The organism is Microbacterium sp. CBA3102 (assembly GCF_007954505.1).
In the GTDB taxonomy this organism is placed as follows: Bacteria; Actinomycetota; Actinomycetes; order Actinomycetales; family Microbacteriaceae; genus Microbacterium; species Microbacterium aurugineum.
Window position 1 is genome coordinate 3,735,404 of sequence record NZ_CP042412.1, and the last position, 13,004, is coordinate 3,748,407.

A 13,004-nucleotide genomic window follows, 5' to 3' on the forward strand; every position below is an offset into this window, starting at 1 on the left:
CGTCGCATTGCTAATCTCCTCTGGTTTCTGTGTGGATGGTGCTGGTGGAAAGGGGGTCTGCGGGAGGGACATCGGAAGACTGCGGACTTCGTCGCCGGCGGGCACGGAACGCGACGGCGGAGTAGGCGACGGCGGCGATGATGATGACGCCCTGGACAGCGTCTCGGAGCGTGGACGGGACCCCTGCGATGTTGAGCAGCATGAACAGGGCCTCGAGGGCGAAAGCTCCGGCGACGGCACCGACGATCCAGCCGCGACCGCCGCCGAGGACCACTCCGCCGAGCACGACCGCCGTGATCGCCGTGAATTCGTAGCCGCGACCGACCGACGGGTGCACACCGGCGTAGCCGACGAGGAGTACCGCCGACAGCGATGCCGACAGCGACGAGATGATGAAGGCACGCGTCGTCGCCCAGGCCCGACGCGCTCCGGCGTAGTCGACCGCGACCGCGTTGTCGCCGACGGCGATGAGCGTCTTTCCCAGCGGACGCTTCGTGATCCAGATGCCCAGCGCCAACCAGACGATCAGCAGCAGCACCGCCCACGGGATGAAATCGAGGAACGGCACGTCGCGGATCCCGCCACGACCGATCTCCCGGAAGCTGTCGGCGGGATTGCCCGTGGCCGCGCCTCCCGTCCACCACATGACCCCGCCGAGGAGGGCGAGCATCATTCCGAGGGTGACGATGAACGAAGGCACCTTGAGCCGGGTGGTGATCAGCCCGTTGACGATCCCGACGGCCACGGCGAACACGATCATGAGCAGCAGCACCGGAATCGTGCGGGCGTCGTCCTGCCCGACCAGATTCCCGGCGATGATGACCTGTGCCGTGATGAGCGATCCCTGCGACAGATCGAACTCGCCGGCGATGATCACGAAGTACTGGCCGATCGCGACGATGGCGATCGGTGCGACCCGCTGGAGGAACCGCATGAACTGCCCCGGTTCGGCGAAGCTCGGGTTGAGGACCGTGACCGCCACGAGCAGGATCGCCAGCAGCAGGAACACCGCCCCACGAGGGCTGACGAGTGTGCGCAGCGTGTTCATGCGCGCCCTCCTTGCGACGCGGAGCCGGCATCGGGAGTGGTCTCGACGAGCTGCGATGCGGCCGCGGCCATCTCCGCGTCCGCAGCCTTCGCGGCGTCATCACCGCCGGTCCGTGTACCACCGGCGCCGAATCGCGGGCGCCGTCGGATGATCGAACGACGGCTGTACACGGCGACGGCGGCCACGATCACGATGCCGCGGACGACATCCTTGAAGAACGGATTGACCTGCATCACGCTCATCACGTTGTCGACGACTGCCAGGATCGCGACGCCGCCGATCGTGCCCCAGACCGAGCCGCGCCCGCCGAGCAGGAGCGTGCCGCCGAGGACGACCGCCGCGATCGAGAGGAGCGCGTAGCCACCCTGCTGGCCCACCGTGGGGCTGCCGACGCCGAGCCGGCTGGCGAGGAGCAGACCCGCGAGCCCCGCGAAGACCGAGCACAGGACGTGGGCCCAGATGAGCGGCATCCGCGTGCGGACTCCCGAAAGTCGGGCGATCTCGGGGTCGCCGCCGACGGCGAAGAGGTGGGCGCCGGTGCGGGTGCGATTGAGCAGGATCCACACCACCACGGCCAACGCGATCATGATGAGCGTCGAAACCGGGATCGGGCCGAGTCCGGTGGCGCCGATGAGCTGGAAGGCCCACGGGACGTCGCCTGCCGAGCCCTCGAAGTTCGTGTTCAGGATGCCCTGCAGGATGAGACCGACGCCGAGAGTGGCGATGAAGCCGTTCACCTTGAGGACGGTGACGATGAGACCGTTCGCGAGCCCGATGCCGGCGCACACGAGGAGCGTGACGACCACAGCGAGAGGGATGTTCCCCGGGTTGCCGTTCATCGTCGTGGCCGCCAGCAGGCTCGACAGGCTGATCACGTAGGTGACGGAGAGATCGAGCGATGCACCGATCACGACCAGCGTCTGCCCGATGGCCACGAGCCCGAGGACGCTCATCCCGGTCAGGATGTCCCGGATGTTGCCGGGACTGAAGAAGTTTCGCCCCACCGTCGCGACGAGGATCGCACCGACGATGAGCACGAGCAGGAGGATGGCGAGGACGATGACGGTCGAGTCGACCCGGAGACGCTTCATCGCGTACCCCCGTCCCCTGCGCTGTCGGAATCACTCGCACCCGTCGCCGCCCCGAGGATCTCGTGCTCCGCAGAGCCCGCAGGGAGTTCGGCGACGAGCTCGCCGTCGTGCATCACGAGGATCCGATCGCTCATCCCGATGACCTCCGGCAGTTCGCTCGACACCATCAGCACGGCCTTCCCCTGCGCTGCGAGTTCGCGCATGAGCTGGTACACGGCGTATTTCGCCCCCACATCGATGCCGCGGGTCGGTTCGTCGAAGAGGACGATCTGCGGTTGGGTGAGCAGCCACTTCGCCAGCACGACCTTCTGCTGGTTGCCGCCCGACAGGAAGCGCACTTCCTGATCGACGCCCCGAGAACTGACTTCGAGCGAGGTGAGGACACCGGGCACCTCGCGACGGGATGCCGTCGTCCGGCCCGCGAAGACGCTGCGCACGACCAGAAGGGCGTTGTCGAGGACCGATTGGCCGAGCGCGAGCCCCTGCGCCTTGCGATCCTCGGACACGAGGGCGAGTCCGGCGCGGACCGCAGCCCGCGCACCGGTGATGCGTGCAGGTTCCCCGTCGATCCGCATCGAGCCCCGGGTGAACGCCTGGATGCCGAAGATCCCTTCCACGAGTTCGGTGCGACCGGATCCCTGGAGACCGGCGATGCCGACGATCTCCCCGGCACGCAGCGTGAGCGACACCCCGTCGACGTAGGCGTTGCCGCAGCCGTCCAACTCGAGCCGTGGCCGGCCCACGACCGTTCCCTCGAGCGCATCGGGGAAGTACGACTGGATCGACCTCCCGACCATGCGCCGGACCAGTTCATCGGTCGTGAGCGCCGCGGTGTCGTCGGTCGAGACGAGAGCACCGTCCTTGAGGATCGTGATGCGGTCGCAGAGATCGAAGATCTCCTTGAGCCGGTGCGACACGTAGATCACGGCGACCCCGCGAGAGGTGAGCCGGCGGATGATCGCGTACAACAGCTCGACTTCGCGGTCGCTCAGCGCGGCGGTCGGTTCATCCATCGAGATGACCCGGGCGTCGAAGGAGAGCGCCTTGACGATCTCGACGATCTGCTGTTCGGCGACGGTGAGGGAACCGACGCGCGCGGTCGGCTCGATGAACGAGACGCCCAGGTCGGTCAGCAAGGCCTCGGTCCGCGTGTGCATCTCCCGCTGGTCGACGAAGCCGCCGCGGCGGGGCTCACGCCCGAGGTAGACGTTCTGCGCGACGGTGCGCTCGGGCAGGAGCGTGAACTCCTGGAAGACCGTCACGATGCCGGCATCCATCGCCTGTCGGGGGTGTGCGTGGTGCACCTCTTCTCCGCGATACGAGATCGTCCCCCCGTCGGCCGGCTGCACCCCCGCGATGATCTTCATGAGGGTCGACTTCCCCGCGCCGTTCTCACCGACGAGGCCGTGTACCTCTCCGGGCCGCACATCGAAGTCGATACCGCTGAGCACTTCGACGCCGTAGAACGACTTGCGGATACCCTCCACCCGCAGCACGGGGTCGGTCGTGGTCGCGATCATGCCGTCACCTCCACCCATCGTCCGCCCTGCGCCGCCGAGTCGAGCACCGCTTCCGTCAGCACCGCCGACCGGAATCCGTCAGCGAATGTGGGGAGTCCATCGGGCTGTGCACCGGCGATGGCCGCATAGACGTCGGCGACGAAACCGTTGAAGGCGTCCTGATAGCCCATCGCATGGCCGGCGGGGACCCGCTGGAGTCGCGCCGAGTCGGCGACGGATGACGCGGGGTCGCGCAACAGCGACCGGGATTCCTCACGCATGCCGATCCAGAGCTCCTCGGGTCTTTCCTGCTCGAAGCGGAGGGTCTGCTGCGAGCCGTGGAGTTCGAGGGTGAGGGCGTTCTTGCGGCCCGCCGCCATCTGCGAGATGAGGAGCGTGCCCAGGGCACCGGACTCGGTCTCGACGAGAAGGGCGACGATGTCCTCGGTGTCGACCGTCTGCCCCGATCGCTCGGAGAACACGCGTCGGGTGCGGGCGCTCAGCGTGCGGATTCGCTCGCCGGCCACGAACTCGACGAGATCACACAGGTGCGAGCCGATGTCTGCGAAGGCTCGGGACGCACCCCCGGACTCGGAGCGCACCCGCCAGTCGTCGTCGCTCGGCAGGAGCATCCAGTCTTGAAGATACGAGCAGTCGAGGGTGAGCAGGTCACCGGCGTCACCGCGGGCGATCCGCGCTCTCGCCTCGCGCACCATCGGGTGGTAGCGGTAGATGAAGGGCACAGCGGCCACTCGACCCCGAGCCTGGGCGGTCTCGGCGAGAATCCTGGCGTCCTGCGCGGTCGTGGCGAGCGGCTTCTCGCACACGACGTGCTTCCCAGCGCGGAGTGCCCGGAGCGCGAGGTCGGCATGTGTGGCGTTCGGGGTGCAGATGTGGACGACGTCGATGTCTGTGGCCTCGAGCACGCCGGCCGCATCGCTCTCCGCCCTCTCCGCGCCGAGGGCGTTCGCCGCATCGCGCCCTCCGGCCGCGGATCGGGTGGCGACCGCGCGCAGTTCTCCTCCGGCGTCGCGGGCCGCGGTGCGATGCACGCGGGCCATGAACCCTCCGCCGAGGATCCCGGTTCGGATCGTCCCGAGACCGGTGTCAGTGACATCCGTTGTCATGTCGCCGATTCTGACACAGAGCTTCCAACTTTTGCTACCTCATCGGCAAAAGTCGTGAACCCCACATCAGAAGCCGATCGTCGAAAGGCCGAAGTGCTGTGGTTTACTGACGCCATGGTTGACGTTCTGAGGCCGGCTCCGGCGATCTCCTCCGGTGCGGGCGAGATCTTCCAGATCCTTCGGGACGGCCATGCCAGAACCAAAGCCGAACTCGCCGCGCTCACCGGACTCGCCCGCTCCACGGTCGCCCTGCGCGTGGATGCGCTCCTCGCTGCCGGGCTCCTGCGTCCCGCCGGCGAGGCGGCATCGACCGGAGGACGCCCGCCCGCCCGAGTCGCATTCAACCCCCGTGCCGGTCTCGTCCTGGCCGTGGACCTCGGCGCGACGCACGCCACGGTGGCCGTGGCAGATCTGGCCGGGGTCATCCTCGACTCCCGCACGCGCACGATCGACATCGGCGACGGGCCCGAGAGGTTGCTCGACACCATTCTCACCGATGGCGGCGAGCTCCTCAGGGCCACGAGCGACGAGGGACTCCCCCTGGTCGGCGTCGGCATCGGGGTGCCCGGACCGGTGGAGCACTCCACCGGTCGACCGACCAATCCGCCGATCATGCCCGGATGGGACCGATTCGACGTTCCGGCCTACGTGCAGCGGACTTTCGACGTGCCGGTGCTGGTCGACAACGATGTGAACATCCTCGCTCTCGGCGAGCAGGCGACGAGCTGGCCACAGGTCGACGATCTGATCTTCGTGAAGGTGTCCACCGGTATCGGCGCCGGCATCATCGCGGGTGGTCAGCTGCAGCGCGGCGCGCAGGGCTCCGCGGGCGACATGGGGCACGTCCAGGTCCCGAGCGGTGCCGGATCGACCCGCGAGCCGGATGACGACCGCGATCTCGAGGCCCTCGCCAGCGGGTCCGCCCTGGCGATCGCCCTCCGTGCGGAAGGACTCGATGCCCACAGCCCCGCGGATGTCGTCGCCCTCGTGCGATCGGGGAACACCTCAGCGATCGAGGCGACGCGTCAGGCCGGCCGTCATGTGGGCGAAGTCCTCGCCACCGTCGTCAACCTCCTGAACCCGTCGATCATCGTGCTGGGTGGCAGCATCGCACGCGCTGGAGAGCATCTCCTCGCCGGCGTCCGAGAGATCGTCTATCGTCGGTCGATCCCCCTCGCGACCCAGCATCTGGCCATCGTGCAATCGCAGGCGGGTGATCGCGCGGCTGTGTTGGGCGCCGCGATCATGGTCGCTCGGGACGTCCTCTCGCCGGCGAGCGTCGACCGCTACGTGGCGGCGAAGGCGCGGTGACTCGCACCGTCGCCGCCACGGGCGGTGCCCGTCAGAGCGTGGCTTCGAACGGATCGAAGTCCGCGGCGAGCGCACCGACCTGACCGGCTGAGCTCTCCACGGAAACGAAGCTGCGCGATGCCGCGGCCTCCTCGATCGACAGGAGCGTGTCCAGCACGTGGTAGCCGAACTCCCCCGTGGCGACGTGCGGGCGACCAGCGGCGATTGAACGCGCCATGTCGAGCAGCCCGAGGCCGCGCCCGGAGAGCACGCCTTCCTGCGCGACGTCGATGACCTCTTGCTGGACCGGCTCCGGGGGGACGAACAGGCGGGTGAGCGGTCGGGTGATCGTGATCGCGCCACCGAACGTATTGGGATCGGGGATCACGATCGTGCCCTCGGTGCCGGTGATCTCGACGATCCCCTGCCGCAGCAGCGGCGAATCGGTGCTGTACAGGCTCTGCGCCTGACCGCCCTGCTCGAAGTCCATCAGGACGCTGAGCGTCGAGGGGATCTCGACCGGGAACTCCTGACCGGCGAGCTCGCCGACCTGAACGCGACGCGTCGGCGATCCCTGCAACCCGAGAGCCGCGACCGCGGCCACCGAGCCGAAGACATGCACGAGCGTCGAGACGTAGTACGGCCCCATGTCGAGCAGGGGCCCGCCGCCCTTGGCATAGAGGAACGCCGGATTCGGGTGGAAGATCTCCGGCCCCTGCCACTGGAACGTGGTCTGACCGAACAACGGCCGCCCGATGTCACCGCGCGCGATCGCCCGTTTCGCCGTCTGCACCCCCGGGCCGAGCACGGTGTCCGGAGCCACGCCGACGCGAAGGCCCGCGGCCTGCGCCCTCTCGAGCAGCCGACGGGACTCCTCCCGACTGACCCCGATCGGCTTCTCGGTCCAGACGTGCTTGCCCGCGGCGATGATCGCCTCGGAGACCTCGACGTGCGACGCGGGGATCGTGAGATTGACCACGATGTCGATGTCGGGGTCGTCGAGCACCACGTCGACCCCACCGAAGCGCGGGACCCCGTACTTCTCGGCCTGCGCCTTCGCCCGCTCCTCGAGGAGATCCGCGACCGCGAGGACGCGGACGTCCGGGAACATGGTGAGGTTCGACAGGTACTGATCGCTGATGTTGCCGGCACCGATGATGCCGACACCCACGGGGCCCGCCATCAGCCGGCGACCTTCTCATCGAGGTAGACCCGGCTGCGCTCGATCGCGTCGAAGAGTTCCCCCTCGTAGTGGTCGAACTCGACGATGGCGAGCTCAAGCGCCGGGGCCGCAGCGATGGCCTCGACCAGCGGCACGGCGCCGTCCCCCGCAGCCACCTGGTCGGCGGGAGGGTACGCACCGGCGAGCGCCGGGTCGAGGGTGCCGTCCTTCGCATGCACCGCGATCACCCGGTCCCCCAGACGCTCGAGCAGCGCGACCGGGTCGACGCCACCGCGCGCAACCCAGTAGAGGTCGACTTCGAGGACCACGCGCTCATCGAGGAGTCCGGCGAGGACCTCGAGCCCGGTGACGCCGTCGAAGACCGCCTCCAGCTCGTGAGCGTGGTTGTGGTATCCGACGCGGACGCCGACACCTGCACCGATCTCGGCGGCCGCGTTCAGCAGCCGTGCGGTCTCCTCGATCTGCTCGACCGACTCCCAGCGCGCGGGCTCGGTGTAGGGATCGATGACCGTGCCCATGCCGAGCACCTTCGCAGCCTCGAAGACCTCGGCGGGAGTCGGGACCGGCACCGTGGTGCCGCTGCCATCCGGATTCACGAACGACTCCGAGGCGAGGAACGCGTGCCCCGACGGCGCGGTCAGGCCCGCGGCCGAGAGCGCCGCGGCGAGGGGCTCGGCACGCCGGACGAAGTCGTACGGCTCGACGGCGGTGAAGCCGCGAGCGGCGACGGCCGTGAGCGAACCGTCGAGGTCGGCCTCCAGCTCGTCCTTGATGGTGAACAGCTGGAGGGAGGTCTGGATCGTCATCGTCGTGCTCCTTCGGTTTTCGGCGACGGAGGGGTCGCAACCCCTGGCAGGCACGCTATCACCAAATACCTCCACTCGGAAGTTTTGGTTCGCTAGACTCCTCTCATGGCCGCCGATACGCCCGAGCGCTCTGCGCCTCCCCGCCCTCGCGGCGCCTACGCCAAGGGGATCGCTCGACGACAGGAGATTCTCGATCGCGCCATCGAGGTCTTCGCCGAACGCGGCGCCGACCGCACGAGCCTGCGCGCCATAGCCCGTGAAGTCGGGGTCACGCACGCCGCCCTCACGCACTATTTCGGGTCGCTGGAGGAGCTCCTCGTCGCCGTCTACGAAGAGAGCAACGCGCCGGGTCGGCAAGCCGGCTCCCCGCCGGAAGACGCGACACCGGTCGAGATGATGATCGAGTCGGCGCGCATCAACCGCGCCATCCCGGGACTCGTGCAGCTGTACTCGACGCTCGTCGCCTCGGCGCTCGAAGAAGGACACCCCGCTGCTCGCACGTTCGCCACGGGGCGTTTCGCGCGGCTCCGCACACGGCTCGCTGAGACCGTCCGACAGCAGCAGGCGGAAGGGCGGATTCGCGCGGATGTCGACGCGGACGCCGTCGCCGCACTCGTCGTCGCCGCGTCCGACGGCCTGCAGACGCAGTGGTTGCTGGACGAGTCCGCCCCACAGCACGAAGCGCTCGCGCTCCTCGACCGCCTGCTGCGTCCGACAGACTGAACGCCCGGAGCCGTCGGACGGGACCCGCCGACCATCGAGTTAGGCTCGAGGGGTGACGTTCGTGCCGCAGTCCCCGTACGCCCGGGCGCTCGGTGAACGGATCGACGAGCTGCACCCCCGCCTGCGCTCCTACTTCGCCGCGATCCCCGACGGCGCGGTCGGCATCGGCGAGGGCGTGTTCCAGCGGGTCGGCACTCCCCGTCGCTGGCTCTGGCCCCTGCTGCGCCCCCTCGAACACCGCGGCGTGGTCGCTTCCGGGTGGGAGCACGATGTGCCTTTCCACATCGAGAACCGCACGGTCGCCTCACGCGCCATCGGGGAACGCACCTTCCGTTTCGCCCGAGGAACGTGGGTGATGCGCGATGCCGTGGCCCTCACGCAGCGCGGACGCGTGGTCGACGAACTCGGAGAACCGGGCCTCATCGCCGCATGCTTCGACGTCGAGACGAAGGACGGCGCCCTCCGGCTCACCAGCACCGCGGTCGGGGTGCGTCTCGGACGGCTCCGGCTTCGCATCCCGCGCCTGATCTCGCCGACCGTCCGACTGACCGAGCGCTTCGACGACGCCCTCGACCGCCAGCGTGTGAGCCTCACCGTCCACGTTCCCCTGATCGGCCGCGTGTACGAGTACCGGGGCCACTTCCACTATCGCGTCGAGCCGGCCACCACGAAGGAGCAGAACGCATGAGCACAGACGACATCGGCGCGGGACGGGTCGTCATCGGCGGGTCCACGGGGTTCATGGGGACCTATCTGGCTCCGCGCCTCCGCGCTGCGGGTCGCGAGGTGGTGACGATCTCGCGCTCGGGAGCAGACATCCGGTGGGGCGACCAGGTCGAGATCGATCGCGCGGTCGACGGCGCGACCCTGGTGATCGGCCTCGCCGGCAAGAGCGTCAACTGCCGCTACACCCCCGAGAACCGCGCGGAGATCTTCCGTTCACGACTCGACACCACGGCCTCTTTGCGCACCGCGATCGCGCGGGCCACGACGCCTCCCCTGCTGTGGGTGAACTCCTCGACCGCCACGATCTACCGGCACGCCGAGGACCGCCCGATGACCGAGTCCGCGGGCGAGATCGGCACCGGCTTCTCCGTCGAGGTCGCGAAGGCGTGGGAACAGGCGCTGTTCGCCGAAGAGCTTCCGGCCACACGTCGGGTCGCTCTGCGAAGCACGATCGTCCTCGGCCACGGCGGCGTGCTCGAGCCGTTGAAGACGCTGACACGCCTCGGCCTCGGCGGTCCGCAGTACGACGGGCGCTGGCCGGTGAGCGCCGCTCGCCGCGCGGCAGGAACCGGGCATTTCCCCGGGGCCCGCCGAGGTCGTCAGCGCTTCAGCTGGGTGCACATCGAAGACGTCGCCCGCATCATCGACTTCCTCGAGCGGACGCCGGCACTGGAGGGACCGGTCAACGCGGCCGCTCCGCATCCCGTCGACAACGTCGAGTTCATGGCGACCGTGCGCCGCGTGCTGGGCGCTCGGATCGGTCCGCCGATGCCCCGCTGGATGCTGGAGCTCGGCGCCATCGGCATCCGGACCGAGACCGAGCTGGTCCTGAAGAGCCGATGGGTGCTCCCCGAGAAGCTCACCGCCGCCGGGTTCGAGTTCCGTCACCCGCAGCTGGAGGAAGCGATCCGCGAATCGTTCGACCTCCCGCACGCCGCCTAGGAGGTCGAGCCGACGGATCCTGACGGGGCTTCGCCGTCGCGTCGGCGCTTCTCGATCTCTTGCCGAAGACGCCATTCCTCGATCTCACGGTCGAGATCGGCGATCTGCTCCTCCGTCGTCCGCCGATCCACCGGCGGGGCCGGTCGCACATCGGTCTGCGGCGAGGACCTTTCTGCTCGCCGCATCCGCGGGATCGGAATGCCCGCATCGCCGTACTCGCGGCCGATCGCGAACCACAGTGCGCTTCCGATGAGCGGCAGCAGGATGACGATGATGATCCACACCATCTTCGGCAGGTGCTTCACCTGAGAGTTATCGCGGGTGATGATGTCGATCAGCGCACCGATCATCAGGGCGATGACGAGGAGCGAGAACAGGAACGGCATGAACTCAGGGTAGACGACGCCGGGCCGTCTCGCCTCGCCGGCTACCGCCCGGATCCCCTGCCTCGAACGGCTACGGCAGCAGGTGCCCGGCCGCGCGGAACAGTTCGTACCACTCGGGTCGCGTGAGCACGACATCGGCACCGGCCGCCGCCTCCTGCACCCGCTGCGGCGTCGTGGTCCCGAGCACGACCTGCATCCCGGCCGGATGCCGGGTGATCCACGCGGTCGCGATCGCGATCGGCGTCACGCCGTGCGCTGCCGCGAGACGATCGATCACGGCGTTCAGCTCGGGGTACTCGGGGTTGCCGAGGAAGACACCGTGCGAGAATCCGTCCTGGAACGGCGACCACGCCTGGATCGTGATGCCGTTGATCCGGCAGTACTCCACGAGACCTCCGCCGTCGCGGACGACGCTCTGCTCGTGGCCGGCCATGTTCGCCGCCACCGGTTGCGCGAGCAGGGGCGCATGGGTGAGCGACAGCTGCAACTGGTTCGCGACCAGCGGTTGCCGGACTGCCGTGCGGAGAAGGTCGATCTGCCGCGGCGTGTGGTTCGAGACGCCGAACGCCTTCACCTTGCCCGCGGCTTCGAGGTCGTCGAACGCGCGAGCGACCTCGTCGGGTTCGACCAGGATGTCGGGGCGGTGGAGCAGCAGCACGTCGAGACGATCGGTGCGCAGCGCCGCCAGCGACCCCTCGACCTGACCCACGATGTGCTCGTAGGAGAAGTCGAACATGCCCTGCGCCGGCACGATGCCGCACTTGGTCTGCAGCACGATCTCGTCGCGCTCGGATGCGCTCAGCTTCAACGCGTCTGCGAAGCGCGCCTCGCAGTGGTGCATGCTCCCGCCGTAGATGTCCGCGTGATCGAAGAAGTCGATGCCCGCGTCTCGCGCCGCCGCGTACAGCGTCCGGACGTGCGCATCGTCTTTGTCGTGGATGCGCATCATGCCGGCGATGACGGCGGGAGCGGTGGTGGATCCGAAAGGCACGGTCTTCATGCGGACCACGCTACTCCGCACGACCGACTTCACCCATCGTCGGCGGCCGACGCCGGCAGAAGCGCGGTCACCGTCACCTCCAGCACCTCGGCGATGGCCGCCAGATCGACCACGGTGAAGTCCACCTTCGCGTCGAGGAGATTCGCCAACCTGCTCGTGCCGATCCCCGAGCGGTGTGCGAGGTCTGCGAAGGCCACACCGGCGTGCAGACGCGCTCCTTCCACTTCGTATGCCAACAAATGACGCAGATCTGTCCCCATACGCCTACGCTACCGCTCCGCACGGACACTCACCGCCGCCGAGTGAACCAGAATGGCAGCATTCTGGCTTCGGAGCGCTGCTATCGTGAGCCGGGTGAAGACAGCTGCTGAGGAGTTCAACGAAGCCGTGGGCCGCCAGATGCGCGCGGAGATCGCCGCCTCCCGGAGCAGCATCGCCGCGATGGCTCGCGGGATCGGGATCGCACGCAGCGCCCTCGACAACTACGTCACCGGCAAGCGCGCGATCCCCGTTCCGGTGGTCTACTCCGTCTGCGCCACGCTCGGTGTCGATCCGCACGTGCTGCTCGCCCGTGCGGAGGAGCGACTCCGCGCGGACGGCGAACCCACCGCCCGCATCACGCCGCTCCGCCGCACACCCGATGTCACCGGTCCACGCGAAGATAGCCGCGAAGTCGCCTTCGAATCCCGCGTCCACCACGACGCCGACTCGGACGACCTCTACGACTGATCCGGCCATCAGGGGCCGGCACGGACCGCGACGAGGAGGAGCATCATGCAGCACCTCGTCCGCCTCGCCGAGGAGCGGCGGTTGCGCATCGTCGAACGTCCTGGCCGCACCCGGGGTGGCTTCGACCCCGAGACACGCACGATCCGCCTCGCGCCGGGGATGAGCAGCCGAACGATGCGCAGCGTCCTCGCGCACGAACTCGGCCACGCCCACCTGGGGCACCGTCCCACTTCGGCTCCCGTGCTCCGCGCACAGCAGGAACGTCGCGCCGATGAGTGGGCGGCGCGCCAGCTCATCACCTCGCGCGCCTACGCCGAGGCCGAAGCTGTCCGCGGCCCGCACCTCGCCAGCCTCGCGTTCGAGCTGGGCGTCACGGTCGAGCTGGTCGCCGCGTTCCAGCGTTTGCTGAGCGAGGGCGCCGTCCCGCTCGCAGTCTCCTGACGCGCTGATTGAA

The 13,004-nt window shown here is 68.7% G+C and carries 15 protein-coding genes; 6 read left to right on the forward strand and 9 right to left on the reverse strand.

The window, feature by feature from the left end:
- Positions 1 to 10: 10 nt before the first annotated feature.
- Genes FGL91_RS17940 through FGL91_RS17955 form a run of 4 tightly spaced genes read right to left on the reverse strand, consistent with a single transcriptional unit; the run spans position 11 to position 4,765 of the window.
- Positions 11 to 1,048 (reverse strand): ABC transporter permease, encoded by a 1,038-nt coding sequence (locus FGL91_RS17940; RefSeq protein WP_153244530.1) that lies wholly within the window; start codon positions 1,046 to 1,048, stop codon positions 11 to 13.
- Entirely contained in the window at positions 1,045 to 2,139 is a 1,095-nt protein-coding gene (locus FGL91_RS17945; RefSeq protein ID WP_131491546.1) for an ABC transporter permease, read from the reverse strand. Before FGL91_RS17945 ends, FGL91_RS17940 begins: the two co-directional genes overlap by 4 nt.
- Entirely contained in the window at positions 2,136 to 3,659 is a 1,524-nt protein-coding gene (locus FGL91_RS17950) for a sugar ABC transporter ATP-binding protein (protein WP_153244531.1), read from the reverse strand. Before FGL91_RS17950 ends, FGL91_RS17945 begins: the two co-directional genes overlap by 4 nt.
- Complete coding sequence (locus FGL91_RS17955) at positions 3,656 to 4,765, reverse strand: Gfo/Idh/MocA family protein (RefSeq protein WP_153244532.1); 1,110 nt, start codon at positions 4,763 to 4,765, stop codon at positions 3,656 to 3,658. Before FGL91_RS17955 ends, FGL91_RS17950 begins: the two co-directional genes overlap by 4 nt.
- A gap of 114 nt (positions 4,766 to 4,879) precedes the next feature.
- On the opposite strand from FGL91_RS17955, the gene FGL91_RS17960 reads away from it, so the two are divergent.
- Positions 4,880 to 6,076: an ROK family transcriptional regulator gene (locus FGL91_RS17960; RefSeq protein WP_153244533.1), complete on the forward strand. Its 1,197-nt coding sequence runs from the start codon at positions 4,880 to 4,882 to the stop codon at positions 6,074 to 6,076.
- Positions 6,077 to 6,107: 31 nt separating this feature from the next.
- Here FGL91_RS17960 and FGL91_RS17965 read toward each other — a convergent pair whose 3' ends face one another.
- Entirely contained in the window at positions 6,108 to 7,238 is a 1,131-nt protein-coding gene (locus FGL91_RS17965) for a Gfo/Idh/MocA family protein (RefSeq protein ID WP_153244534.1), read from the reverse strand.
- Complete coding sequence (locus tag FGL91_RS17970; protein ID WP_153244535.1) at positions 7,238 to 8,044, reverse strand: sugar phosphate isomerase/epimerase family protein; 807 nt, start codon at positions 8,042 to 8,044, stop codon at positions 7,238 to 7,240. The genes FGL91_RS17965 and FGL91_RS17970 overlap by 1 nt, the downstream gene beginning before the upstream one ends.
- 105 nt (positions 8,045 to 8,149) lie before the next feature.
- Between FGL91_RS17970 and FGL91_RS17975 the strand changes: the two genes are divergently transcribed.
- Genes FGL91_RS17975 through FGL91_RS17985 form a run of 3 tightly spaced genes read left to right on the forward strand, consistent with a single transcriptional unit; the run spans position 8,150 to position 10,435 of the window.
- Complete coding sequence (locus tag FGL91_RS17975; protein ID WP_131491540.1) at positions 8,150 to 8,767, forward strand: TetR/AcrR family transcriptional regulator; 618 nt, start codon at positions 8,150 to 8,152, stop codon at positions 8,765 to 8,767.
- Positions 8,768 to 8,819: 52 nt separating this feature from the next.
- Positions 8,820 to 9,455: a DUF4166 domain-containing protein gene (locus FGL91_RS17980; protein WP_153244536.1), complete on the forward strand. Its 636-nt coding sequence runs from the start codon at positions 8,820 to 8,822 to the stop codon at positions 9,453 to 9,455.
- A complete protein-coding gene (locus tag FGL91_RS17985; RefSeq protein WP_153244537.1) occupies positions 9,452 to 10,435 on the forward strand; it encodes an epimerase in 984 nt (327 codons plus the stop codon). Before FGL91_RS17980 ends, FGL91_RS17985 begins: the two co-directional genes overlap by 4 nt.
- On the opposite strand, the gene FGL91_RS17990 is transcribed toward FGL91_RS17985, so the two are convergent.
- The 3 genes from FGL91_RS17990 to FGL91_RS18000 form a co-directional block, all read right to left on the reverse strand.
- Positions 10,432 to 10,821 carry a PLDc N-terminal domain-containing protein gene (locus FGL91_RS17990; protein WP_047519098.1) on the reverse strand — a complete coding sequence of 130 codons (390 nt, stop codon included), beginning with the start codon at positions 10,819 to 10,821 and terminating at the stop codon, positions 10,432 to 10,434. The two genes, FGL91_RS17985 and FGL91_RS17990, sit on opposite strands and share 4 nt — an antisense overlap.
- A 70-nt stretch (positions 10,822 to 10,891) precedes the next feature.
- Positions 10,892 to 11,821, reverse strand: a complete 930-nt coding sequence (locus FGL91_RS17995; protein WP_153244538.1) for an aldo/keto reductase — start codon at positions 11,819 to 11,821, stop codon at positions 10,892 to 10,894.
- A gap of 29 nt (positions 11,822 to 11,850) precedes the next feature.
- On the reverse strand, positions 11,851 to 12,045 hold the full coding sequence (locus tag FGL91_RS18000; protein WP_227991723.1) for a helix-turn-helix domain-containing protein: 195 nt from the start codon (positions 12,043 to 12,045) through the stop codon (positions 11,851 to 11,853).
- A gap of 130 nt (positions 12,046 to 12,175) precedes the next feature.
- Between FGL91_RS18000 and FGL91_RS18005 the strand changes: the two genes are divergently transcribed.
- Both FGL91_RS18005 and FGL91_RS18010 read left to right on the forward strand, forming a co-directional pair.
- On the forward strand, positions 12,176 to 12,550 hold the full coding sequence (locus FGL91_RS18005) for a helix-turn-helix domain-containing protein (RefSeq protein ID WP_227991725.1): 375 nt from the start codon (positions 12,176 to 12,178) through the stop codon (positions 12,548 to 12,550).
- Between the two features lie 42 nt (positions 12,551 to 12,592).
- Entirely contained in the window at positions 12,593 to 12,991 is a 399-nt protein-coding gene (locus tag FGL91_RS18010) for an ImmA/IrrE family metallo-endopeptidase (protein ID WP_416202669.1), read from the forward strand.
- The last annotated feature ends 13 nt before the right edge of the window (positions 12,992 to 13,004 follow it).